An 18,077-nucleotide genomic window follows, 5' to 3' on the forward strand; every position below is an offset into this window, starting at 1 on the left:
ATAAATTAATCTACATTCCTGACTTTATCCATAATTGTGGAAAAGACGAGAATTGTATTGGTCTGCCTGACACCTGTGATATTTCGGATTTTTTTTATCAATTGTGATAGTGTTTCGGTATTTTTTGTAACAACTTTCAAAATCATTGTAAAATCGCCAGTTACATGATGGCATTCTATGATATCTTCATCAAAATTTGTAAGTGTTTTTTCAAAGTCTTCAATATGTTGAGCATTATCGATGGAGATACCGATAAAAGCTAATATATCATAACCCAATTTTTTATAATCAATTTTCGCTGTGTATTGCTTAATAATACCTTCTTTTTCAAGCTTTTTTATTCTCTCTATAACTGAAGGAGGTTTCATTCCAACCGCTTTCGATATATCTGCATAGGAAGTTCTTCCGTCTTTAACGAGAATATTTATTATCTGCTTGTCAACCTCATCTATATATTTCATCCTTACCTCCACTTTTCTACGGATATTCTATCACACAATTTGTATAATTTGCAAGTTGAACACTTTGGAGAAATAGGTGTACATATTTTTTGTCCGAAACTTACCAGCATTTCATTCCATTTCTTCCAGTAGCTTTTTGGTAAGATTTTACGTAATTCCATCTCTGTTTTTTCTGGAGTTTTTGTTTTGACCACACCAAGTCTATTACAAATTCTGTGTACATGGGTATCAACACAGATACCATCTTTGTTAAAGCCTTCTACAATGACAAGATTGGCAGTTTTTCTTCCAACACCTTTTAACTTTAAAAGTTCTTCTATGGTATCAGGTACATGACCACCGTATTTATTTACTATTGTTTTTGAAATTTCTTTTAAAGTTTTCGCCTTTTTTTTGTAAAATCCTGCCGGATAAATTAGTTTTGCAATTTCGTCTTCTTCAAGTTCGGATAATTTTTGCGGAGAATCTGCAACAGAAAAGAGTCTTTTAGATGCAGCAATAGTAACTTCATCTTTGGTTCTCAATGAAATGAGACAGCTAATCAATACTTTGAAAGGATCTTTTTTGGACTCTTTAGATATTTTGGTTACTGATGGTTCTGATAAAGTTTTGTAAACATCTTCAAGTGTATGATAAATGTTATCTATTTTATTAGTAGTTTTCAATGAATTCTCTCAGTTTTGGTTTTATATGGATATTATTCAAATCAAGTTTTCTTAAAGATCTTACAAGAACGGATATTTTATATTCAGGAGTAGCTTTTTTATCTATGATGATATAATATTTATCTTCCACTCTGCAAAGACCACCCTTTGCCTTTGTAGCTTCATAACGTACGGAAATATTTAGTCTTTGGGCAATTTCTTCCAGTTCTTTTATTAATTTACGTTTATCTTTCATATTTTGACTTTTACAAATCTTTTATAAAATTTCAACAAGATTCTTCAGTATGTCAGGATAGCAGCAAAAAATCCATCCCCTTCAGATTTGTGAGGTAATGGGTAGAAACAGTTATCTTTTATAAATTTTTTATCTATTTCAGGTGTGACAAGTTTTAGATTATTATTTTTCTTTAAGAGCCAATGGATATTTTCGAACCCTTCTTCAGGCTCAAGGGAACAGACGCTATAGATTAAATGCCCACCTTTTTTTAAGTGTGTTAATCCTTTTTCAAGAAACTTTTTCTGGTATTTTGACATCCTGTTAATATCTTTATCATTTTTTAGCCATAAGACTTCCGGATGTTTTCTAATGGTTCCAAGGGCTGTGCATGGAGCATCAAGCAGTATCAGATCGTACTGGATATTATCTGTAAAGTGCAGAAAGTCGGCATTAATTGCTTCAACATTATTGCACTTATATTTTTTTAGATTTTGCATTAAAACCTTTACTCTATCAGGATTTTTTTCAACAGCTTTTATCCTGGCATTCGGATAAAGTTTGGAAAGCAGAATGGTTTTCCCACCAGGTGCCGCGCAGCAATCTAGGATATTTGATACATTCTGGAATTTTTTTAGTAAAGGGATCGTATAAGAATTGATATCCATAGGATAATAAATGCTGTTATTAAACCCTTCTTCATATTCTTTTATGGATAAGTCATTGGTTGAAACAAGATAATATTTCGGGACTTTGTGAAAGGATTGTAAAAAACTTTCAAATTCATTTTCATCCTTAAATTCTTTTTGCCACCTATCAAAAAAGTAGTGGGGAAAATCGTAATAAATGTGGTATTCTTTTAAAAGATTCGTTTTGTTTTTCACAATATTTCTTAATACTGCATTAACGAGAGGTTTTTGTTTTTTGGGGGTTAAAGCCACCGATTCATTTACAGCTGCATAATCAGGGATGTCATCTAAAAAGAGGATTTGTGCCGCTCCCAATGTGAGAGAAGCCATTGATTCAACAGGGGTATCCTTTTTGAGATATTTTGTCAAAACGTATTGAATGAATCCGAAATGTCTAAAGATTTCAAAATAAATTTTTCTATAAAATTTCCTATATGGGGTGTCTGTGAAGAAATCTTCTTTTATCTGGCCGTTAAAAAAATGAAGGAGGAGGTTGTAAAGCCTCCTCCTAATGTTATCTGCCATTATAAGGTACCCTTTTTCGCAGTAGTGGAAGTAAGGGTTGTAAGGTAAAAGGAGAAATAGAGAAATATATCCTCACTACCTCTAAAACCTCTACAACCCTTATTTTATCCGCCATATGCTAATTTTCTAAGTCTCTTAATTCTCTCCTCTATTGGGGGATGGGTGGAAAATAATGATAATATATCCCTGCCTCGCAATGGATTCATAATGAACATATGGGCTGTGGCAGGGTTTGCATTCATTGGTGCAGCTTGCACACCATAAGCTATTTTCTCAAGTGCACTTGCCAATGCTAAAGGTTTTCCCGAAAGCTTAGCTCCACGTTCATCAGCAAGGTATTCCCTAGATCTTGAAATGGCCATCTGAATTAAGATGGCTGCAATGGGAGCTATTAGCATGGCAATCAAAGCTCCAATGGCACCGCCAGGATTTTCATCGTCATCCGATCTGAAACCTCCGAAAATAAATGCCCATCTTGCCCAATCGGCAAGCATCATTACTGCACCAGCCACTGATGCGGCAATTGTGGAGATAAGAATATCTCTACCGTAAATATGGGCTAATTCATGCCCCAATACCCCTTCCAATTCATCTTCGTTTAATAAATGTAGAATCCCTGTGGTTACTGCCACTGCTGCATGGCTGGGGTTTCTACCTGTAGCAAAAGCGTTAGGAGTGGGAGTATCAATTATGTAGATTTTAGGCATTGGCATTCCGGCTTTCTGAGTGAGTCTTCTTACAATTGAATAAAGCATTGGAGCTTCCGCTTCGCTTACTTCTTTAGCTCTGTACATTGCCAGTACAATTTTATCACTGAACCAATATGAGATAAAATTCATTCCAAGAGCAAATATAAATGCTATCATCATTCCTGTTCTACCACCTAATAATCCCCCGATAAATATGAAAAGGAGAGTTAACAACCCAAGCAGAAAGGCTGTTTTTAAAGTGTTTAAATTCATACAGTTAAACCTCCATTAGTTGTTTTTATTATAATTTCTATGAAACGGATAATTTTTCAAGGGGTTAGTTCAAATTTTTGGTTCGAACCTATCACCTTCTTTGATTGAAAATCCTGCGAGAAAAGAAGCTACAGGCATTCTTTTCTTCCCTTCGAATTGAATCTCTTTAACAATCAGTGAACCTTCTATACATTTGACTTTAAAATCTTTCTTTGTGACATCAAATATAGTGCCTGGTGACAATTCTTTTTTGTCTTTTGTAACATCCGCTTTAAAAAATTTTACCAACTTTCCATTGTAGTAGGTAAATGCCGTAGGCCAGGGTTGTAATCCTCTGATTTTTCTTTCGATTACTTCTGCTGATTCATTGAAATTTATCAATCCGTCCTCTTTTTTTAATATGGGTGCATAGGTTGCTGCAGAATCATCCTGCTTTTTTGGAGTAATATAATCAAAATTTTTAATTGTTTCTATAAGTAAATTTGCACCGCTTTCAGACAATTCTTTTGAAAGTTCTACGGCATCCTTTCTATCAATACTGGTTTCATCCATCAAAAGAATATCACCGGTATCAAGTCCTACATCCATTAGCATGGTGGTAACACCTGTTTTTCCTTCTCCATTTATGATTGCCCAGTTAACAGGAGCTGCACCTCTATATTTTGGTAAAAGGGAAAAGTGAACATTTATGGGAGCTTTACCCGGAATGTTTAAAATTTTAGCAGGTAAAATTTTGCCGTAAGCTACCACCACTAAAAAATCTGGATTTTTCTCAGCAATTTTATAATACGCTTCATCATTGTTTTTTAATTTTTCAGGTTGATAGACTTCTATACCGTGTTTTAGTGCAAACTCTTTTGTGGGAGGAGGTTGAAGTTTTTTTCCTCTTCCTTTAGGTTTATCCGGTTGGCAAACCACAAGATTTACATTGAATCCCATTTCTACAAGTTTTGAAAGGGTGGGTACTGCTATTTCAGGTGTTCCCATAAAAACAATGTTCATAATATTTCTCCATTTTAGATTCGAAGAAGAGAAGAGCCTTTAACAGGCTCTAGAAAATGTATTCTTCTTCAGATAACCTTTTTGCTACCTCATCAATTATTCTTTTTTCATCATCAAGATCTTTTGCTTCAAAGGTTACAGTAAATCTGAGATAATGTCCAGCATCATCCCATGGAACAGAAGAAATGAGTTTTTCTCTTATCAGGTAATCGCAAAATTCCTCTGCACTTTTGAATTCTCTGCCACTTTTTGTTCCTTTTGGTATTTCAAAATAAAGATAGAATGTTCCTTTAGGTTCATTGACGTAAAAACCTAGGTCTTTTAAAACTTTTGCCAAAGCTTGTAGTCTTCTTTGGTATTTTTCTCTAACGTTATCTATCAATTCAGGATGTTGTAAAGCATAGGTTGCTGCCTTTTGTATTGGAATAAATTGTCCAGAATCGTTATTGTCTTTTACAGTGGCGAAAGCCTGCACGAGAAGTTCGTTACCACATACGAAGGCCATTCTCCAACCAGTCATATTAAACGATTTTGATAATGAATGAATCTCTACACCTACTTCCTTTGCACCTTCAATCTCTAAAAAGGATGGTTGTCTTTCGCCATAAGTAAGCTCAATGTATGCAGCATCATGGATTACTGCTATATTGTTTTCTTTTGCAAATTTTACAACTTTTTCGAAAAACTCTTTTGGTGCAAGAACCCCTGTAGGGTTGTTTGGATAGTTTAAATACAGGATTTTTGCCCTTTTTCTTACATCTTCAGGGATAGAATCTAGATCAGGTAAAAAGTTGTTTTCCTTTGTTAAAGGCAAATTGAAAACATCTCCACCAAGGTATTTTGTGATTGTTCCTGTAACAGGATATCCAGGTACTGTCATCAAAGCAATATCACCAGGATTGATTAGACAAAATGGAAGCATTGCAAGGGCTGGTTTTGAACCAATTGCATGATTTACTTCTTTAACAGGATCTATATCGACACCAAATCTTTTTTTCATATATTCTGCTGCAGCATCTTTAAATTCTTGAATTCCATTGTCTGCATAGAATCTATTTTCTTTTTTTTCAGCTTCGATTTGCAAAACTTTTACGATACTCATGTCTGCCATGTCATCAGGTTCACCCACTCCAAGATCTATAAGTTCTTTTCCAGGATTTGCCTCTAAAGCAGCCCTTTTTGCTCTTTTTATTTTCTCAAATTTGTAGATTTTGGTGTCTTTGCCAAACATTTTACCGCCTAAACGTTCAGCAATAACATTTTCCATAAAATCTCTCACTACATCCTCCTTTTTATCATTTAATTTGTTTATTATTATCTAAACGGATTTTATTGTTATTGCAAGCATCAAATCCCGGACAAGTTTTTTCATCACAAGGATCCATATGAATAGTAACATCTAAATCTTTTATCTCTTTTTTTAAGGTATTTTCAATCAAATCTGCAACTTTGTGTGCATCTTCCAAAGTAAGGTTTTTGCAAAGAGTGATATGCATATCTAAGAATTTTTTATTACCGGCTTTCCTAGTCCTGATTTTGTGGGTATCTAGATGGTATTTATCAAACTGTTTCAAAACATTTAAAATATCGTTTTTTATTTCTTTTGGAAGTTCAGTGTCGAGCAGTTCCATGCTGACTTTTAGGTTTAATTTTATTGCTGAATAAATTATATAAAATGCTGTAAGGATAGAAATAATAGGGTCAATTATTTGAAAATTAGTGTATTTAATAATCAGTAAAGCTAAAATAACGCCACCGTTACTTAGTAAATCCACTTTATAATGTAATGCGTCTGCTTCTATAACTGAAGAGTCTGTTTTTTTTGCCATATGATTTAGGTAAATGACTAGAAAAAATGTAACTATTAATGAGAAAGTCATTATGTAGATACCGGTAGTTAAATCCGTTACGGGGTCTTTGCGGATAATTTTGATAATACTTTTATAAAGTATAAAACCACCTGATAAAAGTATAATCAATGATTGGATATAAGTGGCAAGGGATTCAAATTTGGCGTGGCCATAAGGGTGTTTTTCGTCAGGTGGTTCTTCAGATTTTTTAATTGCAACAAAGTTTATAGCAGATGATATAATATCAAAGATTGAATCAGCTGCAGAAGCAATGATTGCCATTGAATTAACTAATAATCCGAAAACAATCTTTACTACTGCCAGGATAGAGGCAATGATTATAGATATTTTAGGCGCATTTGCTTTACCCATCAGTTTTTATCTCTTCCACATAATTTAATTCTAAATTTGTAATTGTAGTTGTTAGGTGTTTCAATTCTTGTTCACTTAAGTTATTATTTGTCTTTTCTTTTAACATTCTGAGAATGTCAATATTCATTTTAGCAGCGTTAAGATCTTTTTCCACTTTACCATCGACGGGATTTGTGAGTTTTCCCATAGCTATTAAGGCATTTGTTTCAAATGTTGCGACAAGGGAGATAAATAATGACTCAAAATATTTTTTTTCATCCATTTTGTCCTCCCTTATTCAATTTTCTAAAATCTATCCAGGTATCAAAGAGTCCAAAAATACTCAAAATTATAGTAAGAGGTGGTTCTACTAAAATAAAAAAGTAGATTACATATTTAAAAATTATAGGTACTTTGATTTTTTTCAACCAGAACTCGAGAATTTCAATTCCTTGCACAAAAAACAGTGTAAAGAAGATGATTAACGTGTTGTACGATATAATTTTTGTAATAATGTAATTGGCTAAAATTAAAAAACCACCTACCACTAATACGGGTATCAGCTGAAATGGCACCTGAAAAGGCTGTACTGGGATTTTTTGAAATTTGTAAAAAAATCTTTTATTAATATATGTTGTAAAAGCAATGTAGCTGTAAGAGAGTGATGGCATTAGATATATAAAAAGAGCTGCGATGTAAGTTTTATTCTTTTCGATTTTTTCAATATAAAATAGTTTTTCTGTTGTAGCACTATTTCTTAAAAGTTCAAGATAGTTTGAAAGGTTAAATTCTAAGTTTTTTATTAATGCTGTTTTTATTTCTGGCAACAAAATTAAAACGATGATAGAGGCCAGTAAAGCGGGTAAACCTGATAATAATTCAGCTTTTTCTTTTCTTGTTAATATGATGAAGGATGGAATAACTACCATGAAAATATAATAAACTGTGACTATTTTGAAAATAGCAGCGTGAATAATGACTGCAATCAAAAGCTCGAAAGGAAATCTTTTTAAAGAATTTAAGTAAAAGAGTAAAAATAGGGGCGAAATTAGCCCAAAGAAAAACCCAAAATATGGGTTATATGCGTTGAAAGTAAATAATATTATACTTGCTAAAAGTTGAATTATTGGTATGGGATTCACCATAGATAAAAAAAGGGGAAGGGATTCCCCTTATATTATTTATTTAATGTAAAAGGTAATAATGCCATAATACGAGCAGTCTTTATGGCGTCAGCTAATCTTCTTTGATGTTTAGCACAGGTTCCAGTTAATCTTCTTGGCATGATTTTACCACGTTCTGTGATGAATTGTTTTAAAAGATTTGCATCTTTATAATCAATATCAATATTTTCTGAACAGAATTTACAAACTTTTTGTCTTTGAAATCTTCTTCTAACTATTGCCATCTATAAACCTCCTAACAGTATACTTAATTTAAAATGGTATGTCATCTTCATCAAAGCTGTCTTCAGCAACATCATCAAGCAGGTCTGATGCATCAGCAGACTTTTCCTTTTTCCACACAAGTTGTATATTTTCAGCTACAACTTCATGTTTGCTTCTTTTTTGTCCATCCTGTTCCCATGTGCGATATGTAAGGCGCCCTTCCACAAGAACAGAAATCCCCTTGGCAATATATTCTCCAGCAAATTCAGCCAACTTTGAAAAGGCTACTATGTCAATAAAACAGGTCTCTTCTCTTGTATCATCACCCTGTCTGTATCTTCTATTTATGGCAAGGCCAAAAGATGCAACAGGTGTTCCGCTACCAGGGATATACCTTACCTCAGGATTCCTTGTAACATTGCCAAGAAGGATTACTTTATTGAAAAAACCCATTTTATTCCTCAGTTTTTTCTTCAGCAGGTTGCTCTTCAGCTTTTGGTGTTTCTTCTGGTGCTGGAGCTTGTTTCTTTAATTTAAACTTTTTGCCATCGATTTTAACTACTATGAAACGGATAACACTTTCATTGAGTTTAAGTCTTCTTTCAAGTTCCTTTGGATATGTTGGTTCTGCTTCAAAGTTGATTAAAAAGTAGTATCCTTCACTGAATTTCTGAATTTTGTAAGCAAGGGTTTTTTTACCCCATACTTCTTCATTGATGATTTTGCCGCCATTGTTTGTGATATTTTCTTTGAAGCTTTCAAAAACCTTGATAGCATCTTCCTGTGAAAGATCTGGTTTTACGATAAAAAGTGTTTCATATACTCTCATTTTTCCTCCTTGTGGTTTTTTAGCCACGCACCTAAAAATGCACGCAGCAAGGTGGTGAAAACTTCTAACAGTTTGACGATGATATGTCAATAAAAAATTAACCTGGATTAATCCAATTTTTTAATGAATAGGAGGATGATTTTTATGGTTGTCAATGGTTGTAAAGGTTGTGGTATCTAATCTTTATTCTTTTAACTTCAACCTTAACCCGTTTTAAACATAGAACCTTGAACATTGGACGTTGAACTTTCTTCCACTCATACAACTCTTATTACTTTTACAGCCTTTACAACTCTTACGACCTTATTAATCGGCTTCGTTTACCCCGATTACTACGACCGCATTTGGGCAAGTTGTATGATGAGTCGGCAGGCTGACAACAGTGGTTGTGAAAGTTCGATGCATTTTATATTACTGTTTTATAAAAAATGAGTAGTTCTTGAAGTTTGATTTTGATTTTATGGTTGCATATAGATAAGACATAGTTTAATTAGTTACTGCTGAAAAAGTGTATTTTATTGATAAATGGAAAATTATTCATTTGTGATATTTATAAAAATGATACTTAAAGGGGGTAAACCCCCTTTAAAACCCCGAAAAGTTTAGAGTTTACGATAAATTATATTAGACAACAGATTTTAGTAATTGATGGATAATAATCAGTGTGATAAGGAAAAACATATTAACTATTAATTAGTTGCCACTTTTAAGTGGCAACTAATTATTAAATGAAAAATTTTTTATGATTTTATTAATTAAATAAGTTCTCATTTTATGAAATTCATTTTATAATAGGAGGTTACATCCCTCATTTTTTTTGTAAAAATTATCCAAAAATGGGGATTTTTATGGAATATTGAAATAAATCAATTATTATAAAATAGTTGCCACTTCTTCAGTGGCAACTATTTACAATTTCAAGGAGTTGTATAGTGGAAATTGAAAGTGAAGTAACTATCGTAGCTGAAGAATCTAAAGTTAGATTAGATCAGTACATTTCTGGACAAATTGATAGGTCAAGAAGTTTTTGTACCAATTTGATAAAAGATGGTTTGGTTTTGGTGAATGGTAAAAAAGTAAAGCCTTCTTATAAAATAAATATAAATGATATTATTATTGTTAAAATTCCGAAAGAAGAGCCTCTTGATTTAAAGCCTGCAGATATACCACTAAATATAATATATGAAAATGAATACTATATCATTATAAACAAACAACCAGGTCTTTGTGTACATCCTGCTCCAGGTAATAAATACAATACGCTGGTTAATGCCATTATTAATAAGTATCAATTGGATGATGAGGATGAATTGAGGCCAGGAATTATTCATAGGCTGGATAAAGATACTTCTGGGTTAATAATTGTTGCGAAAAATAGAGTAGTTAAAGAGAAGTTGTCCCATCTTTTTAAGGAGCGTATGGTAGAGAAGAAATATTATGCGCTTTGTTATGGTAATCCAAAATGGGAACATGTTATAGTGGAAAACAAAATAGGTAGACACCCTGTTGATAGAAAAAAGATGGCAGTGGTGGAGAATGGTAGGTTTGCCAAAAGTGAAATATGGGTTCTAAAAAGATGGAAGGATATTTTTCTTGCTGATGTAAAAATTTACACAGGGAGAACTCATCAAATAAGGGTTCATATGTCACACCTTGGATTTCCTTTGATAGGTGATACTGTTTATGGAAATAAATTGAGTAAAAAAATCGATTTCCCAAGGCAGGCACTTCACTCTTATTATCTGTCATTTCAATGCCCTTTTGAAAAGCGATTAGTGAGTTTTAAAATAGGTTTTCCAGATGATATGAAAAGTTTTATTGATAAATGGTCTATCAATAGCTGAAATAGATAATCATAATATTGCGTTATCCTTTATTAAAACAATGTTTCTTGTTGACACTTTCGTTTTGATATGATAGAAAATGCATACTGTATACAAAATACAGAGGTGGGTTATGAGTCCTTATTTACCAATAGCACTAATGTTAATAATTTCAGCTTTAATAGGTGTTATCACAATTTCAGTAGGTGTCATAGTTAGGCCTAATAAGCCAGAGAAAGTAAAGTTGAGTGTTTATGAATGTGGTATGCCAGAGTTTTCTGATGCAAGGAAAAGGTACAGTGTAAAGTTTTATATTATTGCAATGTTGTTTGTAATATTCGATGTGGAAACTGTTTTCTTGTTCCCATGGGCTGTGGCATTCGATCTGGTAGGAATCTTTGGTTTAGTTGAGATGATTATTTTTATCATCATTCTTGTTTTTGGTTATTTTTATGCTTGGAGAAAAGGAGCGTTAGAATGGGCTTGATCGAGCACAAGTTTTCAGACAACATTATTACTACAACTATTGATAGTGTTATTAACTGGGCTAGAAGATCTTCTATTTGGCCTGTAACGTTTGGTCTTGCCTGCTGTGCTATCGAAATGATGGCAGCTGGTGCGTCTAAGTATGACCTCGATAGGCTTGGTGTTATTTTTAGGGCTACACCAAGGCAAGCTGACTTAATGATTGTGGCAGGAACAGTGACAAGAAAAATGGCACCAGTTGTTAGAAAGGTGTATGATCAGATGCCAGAGCCAAAATGGGTTATCGCTATGGGGAGTTGTGCTACAAGTGGTGGTATATTTAATACTTACTCCACTGTTCAGGGTGTGGATGAGATAGTACCTGTAGATTTTTATATTCCTGGGTGTCCTCCAAGGCCTGAAGCTCTTCTTGATGCTATAGTTGCTCTTCAAGAAAAGATAAAGCATGAAAAAGTTATCAGGAAATGAGGTGGGATATGACATTTAATGAAATTGTTCAGTATTTTAATGAAAAATACCCAGGAAAAGTTTCAGGTAAAGTAGAGTTTAAATGTAATTTTCTTCAAGTTGATAAATCCTTTTTCAAAGATGTTTTGAAAGAGTTAAAAGAGAAATTCTCTTTTAAGTATATTGTCGATATTGTTGCTACCCACTGGCCTGATAGAGATATGAAATTTGATGTGGTTTATAATCTCTATTCTATTGAGAATAATATTAGGGTTTTTGTTAAGGTGATGATTCCTGATGAAAAGATAGAGACTGTTACTGACATCTGGAAAGGTGCCAACTTTATGGAAAGAGAGCAGTATGACCTTGTTGGTGTGATTTTTGAAGGTCATCCTGACTTGAGAAGGATTTTGCTTCCTGATTTCTTTGAAGGACATCCTCTTAGAAAAGATTTCCCATTAAAAGAACGTAAATGGTTTAATAAAGTTGATGAGCAGAACTTAGGTATAAGGTTTACAAAGTAGGGGTTGGCTATGGAGAATGTAAAAGTTCAAGATAAAGATTATTTAGGCGAAGTTATAACAATTAATATGGGACCTCAGCACCCCAGTACGCACGGGGTTTTGAGGCTTGTAGTAGACCTTGATGGTGAGACAATAGTTGATGTGAGACCAGATATTGGTTTTTTGCATAGAGGTGTGGAAAAATTAGCTGAAAATAGAACCTACCATCAGTTTATCCCTTTAACTGATAGGTTGGATTATCTTGCTCCTCTTTCAAATAACCTTGCTTATTGCTTGGCAGTTGAAAAGTTTTTTGATGTGAAGATTCCTGAAAGGGCAGAATATCTGAGAGTGATTTTTGCAGAGCTTGCTAGGATTGCAAGCCACCTTGTATGGATTGCTACTCATGCCTTAGATATTGGTGCTATGACAGTGTTCCTTTATGCGTTTAGAGAAAGGGAAATGATACTTGATATGTTTGAGATCGCTACTGGACAAAGGATGACTAGCTCTTGGATCAGAATTGGTGGAATCAGAGAAGATGTTCCTCCTGAATTTTTTGATAGGTTGAAGGAGTTTATAGATATCTTTGAAGATCGTTGTAATACATACGAAAGACTGCTTACTAAAAACCGTATCTGGCTAAAGAGAACAGTTGGTGTGGGTTATATCTCCGGTGAAGATGCAATGAATTACGGTGCAAGCGGACCTATTATGAGAGGTTCTGGTATTAAGTTTGATTTAAGAAAAGCTGAGCCTTACAGTATTTACGATAGATTTGACTTTGATATCCCATGTTTTGAAGAAGGGGATATCTATGCAAGATACAAAGTTCGTATGCAGGAGATGAGAGAATCAAGAAAGATTCTTGAGCAGGCGTTAGAGCAGATACCTGAAGGGCCAGTAATGACAGATGACCCAAGAGTTGGGATGCCATCTCATGAAGATGTTTACGAAAAGATGGAATCGCTTATTAGAAGATTTTATCTCATATCCAAAGGTTTTAGAACTCCTAAAGGTGAGACTTATGCTTGCGTTGAAGCTCCAAAAGGGGAAGTGGGCTTCTATATTGTGAGTGATGGCAAAGAGAAACCATACAGGTTGAAAATTCGTGCTGCTTCTTTTGTGAATCTGGGTGCTCTACCTATTATGGCAAAGGGGCATATGATTGCTGACCTTGTTGGTATTATCGGTAGTGTAGATATAGTTTTAGGTGAAATAGATAGATAGGGGAAGCCTATGGCTGAGAACACATTGGAAAAAAATGAACAGCAAGAACAAGAAGTTCTACAGGAATTAGATTTAACAGCAATTGATGAAATTTGTGCAGAATACAAGGGGAAGAAAGGTTCAACCATTCCTGTGTTACAAAAAGTTCAGGATCATTACGGTTATCTTTCAAAAGATATGGTTGATAGAATTGCAGAAAATTTAAATATGTCACCCCACACGATTTATGGGGTAATTACATTTTATGCGCAATTTTATACTACACCGCGTGGTAAATATGTGATTAGGGTTTGTAGAGGTACAGCCTGCCACGTAAAAGGTTCTGGTCGTATTTCCGAAGTGGTAACTGAAGAGTTTGGTATCAAAAATGGAGAAACATCCAGTGATTTGAAATTCACGTTGGAAGAAGTTTCATGCATTGGTGCTTGTGGTATGGCACCTGTTATTATGATTAATGATAAAACTTACGGTAATTTGACCCCTGAAAAAGCAAGAGAGATTTTTAGGGAATATGCTAAAAAAGAGGATTAGGGGTAGGTTATGAGTGCTCAAAAAATAGATCAAATTGAAGTTCACGTTTGTATGGGTACTGCCGGGGTTGCATCAGGTGGTCCTGATGTAATGGCAGCCTTTGAAGAAGAGTTTAAAAAGCATGGACTTATTGGTGAAGTAAAAGAGAGGAATTGTAAAGTAAAAGCTACCGGTTGTAGGGGTCTTTGTGCAAGGGACGTTTTGGTTGATATACATATTCCTGGCCAGGAAGAAGTAACATATGAGCATGTGACTCCAGAAATGGTTCCAACCATTGTTGAAGAGCATATAATTAAAGGTGAAGTTGTTAAAAAATGGGCTGCTAAGAAAGATTACTATGATTTTTACAAACTGCAAAAACGCTATGTTTTGGCTGATTGTGGTAAAGTAGATCCTGAAGATATAGATGATTATATTGCTTATGGTGGATATGAGGCAATAAAGAAAGTTTTAAAAGAGATGACTCCTGAAGAGGTTATTGAAGAGGTTAAAAAATCTGGTTTGAGAGGAAGAGGGGGTGGTGGTTTCCCTACTGGACTTAAGTGGACATTTTGTAGAGCATCAAAGGGGGATTTGAAATATTTGATATGTAATGCTGACGAGGGTGACCCTGGTGCTTTCATGGATAGAAGTATTATTGAGGGGAACCCGCATGCAGTGATTGAAGGGATGCTTATTGCAGCATATGCGATTGGTTGTAAAGAGGGGTATATTTATTGTCGTGCTGAGTATCCATTGGCAATAAAACGTGTTAAAAAAGCTATTAGAATAGCTGAAGAAAGAGGATTTTTAGGCAAAAATATATTGGGTACTGATTTTGAGTTTCATCTTCACCTTAAAGAAGGTGCTGGTGCCTTTGTTTGTGGTGAAGAGACAGCCTTGATTGCATCCATTGAAGGTGAGAGAGGGATGCCAAGACCAAGGCCTCCATTCCCAGCTGTTAAAGGGCTTTGGGGGAAACCTTCAAACGTTAATAACGTGGAAACCTTTGCCAACTTACCTCTGATTATAAAAAATGGTGCAGAATGGTATGCATCTATTGGTACGGAAAAATCAAAGGGTACAAAGATATTTGCTTTGAGCGGTAAAGTTAAGAGTACAGGACTTATTGAAGTGCCAATGGGGGTTACTGTTAGACAGCTTGTTTTTGATGTAGGTGGTGGTATCCCTAAAAGGAGAAAGATTAAAGCTGTTCAGCTTGGTGGACCATCAGGTGGTTGTCTACCAGAAAGCATGCTTGATACCCCTATAGATTATGACTCATTGATTGCTGCTGGAGCCATGATGGGTTCTGGTGGTGTGGTTGTAATGGATGAAACTAACTGTATGGTTAATGTTGCTAAGTTCTTCTTGACTTTTACCCAAAGAGAATCTTGCGGTAAATGTATTCCTTGTAGAATAGGTACAAAGACAATGCTCGATATCCTTGAAAGGATTTGTAAGGGTGAAGGTAGAGAAGGTGATATAGAATTACTCGAATCCCTTGCAATGGATATCAAGACTGCTTCACTTTGTGGTTTGGGTCAAACCGCTCCAAACCCAGTCCTTACAACAATAAAGTATTTTAGACATGAGTATGAAGCACATATAAAAGATAAAAAATGTCCTGCGAGAGAATGTCCAGACTTGATAGAGTTCGTTGTGGATGAAGATAGATGTAAGAAATGTGGTATCTGTTTTAAGGTATGTCCTGTTGGTGCCATTACCTGGGAGAAAGGTAAGCCAGCATATATAGATAAAAGTAAGTGTGTTAAGTGTCGTGAATGTATAGTAAACTGTCCATTTAATGCAATAGATTAAGAGTGAGGATGGCCTATGTTGACCGTTAAGATAGACGGAATAGAAGTTAAAGTAGAACCAGGGACAACAATTTTGGAAGCGGCTGAGAAAGCCGGTGTTTATATTCCAATAATGTGTCATCATAAAAATTTAAACCCTTTTGGTGCATGTAGGGTTTGTCTTGTTGAGGTTAAAGGCAGCCCAAAATTGATGACTGCATGTACAACTCCTGTAACTGATAATATGGAAGTAATTACTAATAGTGAGAAGCTAAAAAGGATTAGGAAGACATTAATTGAATTGTTATTGATAAACCACCCTCTTGACTGTCCTGTGTGTGACAAGGGTGGTGAGTGTTTGCTGCAGGACTTAACATATGAGTTTGGAATAACTAAAGTTAGATTTGATGAAAAACCAAATAATAGTCCAGTAGATCATACAAACCCATTTATTGAAAGAGATATCGACAGATGTGTGCTTTGTGGAAAATGCGTGAGAATCTGTGATGAGATTGTAAATGTAGAGGCTATATCATTTATCAACAGAGGCGTTGAAACATATATTGGAACAGCATTTGATCAGCCTTGGAACTGCGAATACTGTGGACAATGTATGAGTGTTTGTCCGGTAGGTTCGCTGAATAACAGAGTGTATCTTTTCAAAAACAGACCATGGCATCTTGAGCATACAGAATCTATCTGTGGATACTGCTCATGTGGCTGTACTGTAATTATTGATCATGAAAACAATGAAGTGTATCGAATTAAAGAAGATGTGTATAAAGGGGTAAACAAAGGGCTTCTTTGTGCTAAAGGTAGGTTTGGTTATGAACTTATCAATTCTACACAGCGACCTGTAACTGCAAAAGTTAAAGACGGTAATGAGTTTAAGGATGTAGATTTTGATGGTGCATTAAATACAATTTATGAAAAATTAAGTGCGGTAATATCCAAATATGGTAATGATAGTGTAGCTTTTGTTATTTCACCACGATTAACGAACGAAGAAGCTTTTCTTGCTCAAAAGTTTGCTAGAGAAGTTGTTAAAACAAACAATATCTATTCCCTTGAAACAATTAATGCACTTCCTGATGGCACCTACAATGATGTTGAATCAAGCAATGCATTAATTGTTTTCAATATCGATGTTACAGAATCTAACCCAGTATTAGGTTATTCAGTAAGGGTTGCAGGTAGAAGAGAAGAGTCAAACCTCTATGTTTTTTATCCGAATTATACACCACTAAAAAGAGTGGCCACAGAGTTTTATGTATATAAACCATCAGAACTTTATAATGAGTTTGAATTGTTCTTAAAAGCATTAGATGGTGAAAACAACAAGTATAGCGAAGCTGCTGATAATTTTAAAAATGATGATAAACCTGTATTCGTGTTTAACCCTTATAATCCTAAAGATGTAGAAATTGCTAAAAAGGTTCTTGATAAAGTGTCAAATGTAAAATTGGTTCCAGCTAAAGCAAAGAATAATTCCCAAGGTATTGTTGATATGGGATGTTTCAATGGAATGAATCCAGGACTTGTGGAGACTGATAAAGGGGTTGAGCTTAGAGAAGGGATTGAAGCTGATAAAATAAAGGCATTAATTGTGTTGGGAGAGAATTTAGCTGTTAGATCCGAATACTTTGATATTCTAAACTTATTGAATGATTTGGAGTTATTTGTTGTTACGGATCCATTCTTTAGTGAGACAGCTGAGCTTTCAAATGTTTATATACCAGTGGCTACCTTTGCTGAAAAAGATGGTTCTTTTACAAACTTTGAAGGTAGAGTTCAGTCTTTACATAAGGCTGTAGATAAAGGTGTGAAGACTGATAAAGATGTCATTGTAGAGCTTGCTAAAAAATTCGGTACAACATTACCATATGAAACAGACAAAATCAGGGAAATGATTGAAGTTGAAAACCCATTGTATATAGGTGTGGATTGGAATGGTGGTATTGTAAGCTATCCATATAAAGTGAAAATTGATGGTGATGTAAAATTTGAGATTAAAGGTTCTGGTAAATATGAATTGTACCCTGCTTATTTGAGGTTACATAGCGGTTCGTATACAAGAAGGTCTTATGATTTGAGTAAAGTATATGGTGAACCAATCATAGAAATTAACCCTGAAGATGCAAAAGAATTAAATGTAAAGGATAACGATTATTTAACCATTAAAATAGGTAATGATTCTTACAAATATAGAGTAAAAGTTGATAAAAAGATTTTGCAAGGCGCAATCTCATTACCAAAAGATTTTAAAGAAACAGCACCTCTGTTTTACGAAGGAAGTTATTTGAAGGTAGATTTAATAAAGCATATATAAAAATTTAGAAGAGG

General features: G+C 34.5%; 21 protein-coding genes. 8 read left to right on the forward strand and 13 right to left on the reverse strand.

Annotated elements, in window-relative coordinates; genetic code table 11:
• Positions 1-5: 5 nt before the first annotated feature.
• The 13 genes from FHQ18_RS08055 to rpsF form a co-directional block, all read right to left on the reverse strand.
• Entirely contained in the window at positions 6-461 is a 456-nt protein-coding gene (locus tag FHQ18_RS08055) for an Lrp/AsnC family transcriptional regulator (protein ID WP_149266658.1), read from the reverse strand.
• Between the two features lie 2 nt (positions 462-463).
• On the reverse strand, positions 464-1,126 hold the full coding sequence (locus tag FHQ18_RS08060; protein WP_223144599.1) for an endonuclease III domain-containing protein: 663 nt from the start codon (positions 1,124-1,126) through the stop codon (positions 464-466).
• Positions 1,113-1,361, reverse strand: a complete 249-nt coding sequence (locus FHQ18_RS08065; RefSeq protein WP_149266659.1) for a hypothetical protein — start codon at positions 1,359-1,361, stop codon at positions 1,113-1,115. Before FHQ18_RS08065 ends, FHQ18_RS08060 begins: the two co-directional genes overlap by 14 nt.
• Before the next feature lie 44 nt (positions 1,362-1,405).
• Complete coding sequence (locus tag FHQ18_RS08070; protein ID WP_149266660.1) at positions 1,406-2,554, reverse strand: RsmB/NOP family class I SAM-dependent RNA methyltransferase; 1,149 nt, start codon at positions 2,552-2,554, stop codon at positions 1,406-1,408.
• 104 nt (positions 2,555-2,658) lie between these two features.
• Positions 2,659-3,516 carry a zinc metalloprotease HtpX gene (gene htpX, locus FHQ18_RS08075; RefSeq protein WP_149266661.1) on the reverse strand — a complete coding sequence of 286 codons (858 nt, stop codon included), beginning with the start codon at positions 3,514-3,516 and terminating at the stop codon, positions 2,659-2,661.
• Positions 3,517-3,585: 69 nt separating this feature from the next.
• Positions 3,586-4,518, reverse strand: a complete 933-nt coding sequence (gene fmt / locus FHQ18_RS08080) for a methionyl-tRNA formyltransferase (protein WP_149266662.1) — start codon at positions 4,516-4,518, stop codon at positions 3,586-3,588.
• A gap of 49 nt (positions 4,519-4,567) precedes the next feature.
• The gene (locus FHQ18_RS08085) at positions 4,568-5,797 is read right to left on the reverse strand and encodes an LL-diaminopimelate aminotransferase (protein ID WP_149266663.1); all 1,230 of its coding nucleotides are present in this window, start codon (positions 5,795-5,797) and stop codon (positions 4,568-4,570) included.
• A 16-nt stretch (positions 5,798-5,813) separates the two neighbouring features.
• Positions 5,814-6,740: a cation diffusion facilitator family transporter gene (locus FHQ18_RS08090; protein ID WP_149266664.1), complete on the reverse strand. Its 927-nt coding sequence runs from the start codon at positions 6,738-6,740 to the stop codon at positions 5,814-5,816.
• Positions 6,733-7,002: a DUF1844 domain-containing protein gene (locus tag FHQ18_RS08095; RefSeq protein ID WP_149266665.1), complete on the reverse strand. Its 270-nt coding sequence runs from the start codon at positions 7,000-7,002 to the stop codon at positions 6,733-6,735. The genes FHQ18_RS08090 and FHQ18_RS08095 overlap by 8 nt, the downstream gene beginning before the upstream one ends.
• Positions 6,995-7,864: a DUF2232 domain-containing protein gene (locus tag FHQ18_RS08100; RefSeq protein WP_149266666.1), complete on the reverse strand. Its 870-nt coding sequence runs from the start codon at positions 7,862-7,864 to the stop codon at positions 6,995-6,997. Before FHQ18_RS08100 ends, FHQ18_RS08095 begins: the two co-directional genes overlap by 8 nt.
• 32 nt (positions 7,865-7,896) lie before the next feature.
• Positions 7,897-8,127 (reverse strand): 30S ribosomal protein S18, encoded by a 231-nt coding sequence (gene rpsR, locus FHQ18_RS08105; RefSeq protein WP_149266667.1) that lies wholly within the window; start codon positions 8,125-8,127, stop codon positions 7,897-7,899.
• A gap of 28 nt (positions 8,128-8,155) precedes the next feature.
• A complete protein-coding gene (gene ssb / locus FHQ18_RS08110) occupies positions 8,156-8,560 on the reverse strand; it encodes a single-stranded DNA-binding protein (RefSeq protein WP_149266668.1) in 405 nt (134 codons plus the stop codon).
• Position 8,561: 1 nt separating this feature from the next.
• Positions 8,562-8,936: a 30S ribosomal protein S6 gene (gene rpsF, locus FHQ18_RS08115; RefSeq protein WP_149266669.1), complete on the reverse strand. Its 375-nt coding sequence runs from the start codon at positions 8,934-8,936 to the stop codon at positions 8,562-8,564.
• Positions 8,937-9,868: 932 nt separating this feature from the next.
• Here rpsF and FHQ18_RS08120 point away from each other — a divergent pair.
• The 8 genes from FHQ18_RS08120 (at position 9,869) to FHQ18_RS08155 (ending at position 18,063) form a co-directional block, all read left to right on the forward strand.
• The gene (locus FHQ18_RS08120) at positions 9,869-10,780 is read left to right on the forward strand and encodes an RluA family pseudouridine synthase (protein ID WP_246798707.1); all 912 of its coding nucleotides are present in this window, start codon (positions 9,869-9,871) and stop codon (positions 10,778-10,780) included.
• 112 nt (positions 10,781-10,892) lie between these two features.
• Positions 10,893-11,246, forward strand: a complete 354-nt coding sequence (locus FHQ18_RS08125) for an NADH-quinone oxidoreductase subunit A (RefSeq protein ID WP_149266670.1) — start codon at positions 10,893-10,895, stop codon at positions 11,244-11,246.
• Positions 11,237-11,713, forward strand: coding sequence for a NuoB/complex I 20 kDa subunit family protein (locus tag FHQ18_RS08130; protein ID WP_149266671.1), 477 nt, complete (start codon positions 11,237-11,239; stop codon positions 11,711-11,713). Before FHQ18_RS08125 ends, FHQ18_RS08130 begins: the two co-directional genes overlap by 10 nt.
• Positions 11,714-11,721: 8 nt before the next feature.
• Positions 11,722-12,216, forward strand: coding sequence for an NADH-quinone oxidoreductase subunit C (locus tag FHQ18_RS08135; protein WP_246798709.1), 495 nt, complete (start codon positions 11,722-11,724; stop codon positions 12,214-12,216).
• Positions 12,217-12,225: 9 nt separating this feature from the next.
• The gene (nuoD, locus tag FHQ18_RS08140) at positions 12,226-13,425 is read left to right on the forward strand and encodes an NADH dehydrogenase (quinone) subunit D (protein ID WP_149266673.1); all 1,200 of its coding nucleotides are present in this window, start codon (positions 12,226-12,228) and stop codon (positions 13,423-13,425) included.
• 9 nt (positions 13,426-13,434) lie between these two features.
• The gene (gene nuoE / locus FHQ18_RS08145; RefSeq protein ID WP_149266674.1) at positions 13,435-13,956 is read left to right on the forward strand and encodes an NADH-quinone oxidoreductase subunit NuoE; all 522 of its coding nucleotides are present in this window, start codon (positions 13,435-13,437) and stop codon (positions 13,954-13,956) included.
• 9 nt (positions 13,957-13,965) lie between these two features.
• Positions 13,966-15,756 (forward strand): NADH-quinone oxidoreductase subunit NuoF, encoded by a 1,791-nt coding sequence (gene nuoF / locus FHQ18_RS08150; protein ID WP_149266675.1) that lies wholly within the window; start codon positions 13,966-13,968, stop codon positions 15,754-15,756.
• 15 nt (positions 15,757-15,771) lie between these two features.
• Positions 15,772-18,063 carry a molybdopterin-dependent oxidoreductase gene (locus FHQ18_RS08155; RefSeq protein ID WP_149266676.1) on the forward strand — a complete coding sequence of 764 codons (2,292 nt, stop codon included), beginning with the start codon at positions 15,772-15,774 and terminating at the stop codon, positions 18,061-18,063.
• Positions 18,064-18,077: the final 14 nt, after the last annotated feature.

The sequence above is a fragment of the Deferribacter autotrophicus genome (assembly GCF_008362905.1).
Taxonomy (GTDB): domain Bacteria; phylum Chrysiogenota; class Deferribacteres; order Deferribacterales; family Deferribacteraceae; genus Deferribacter; species Deferribacter autotrophicus.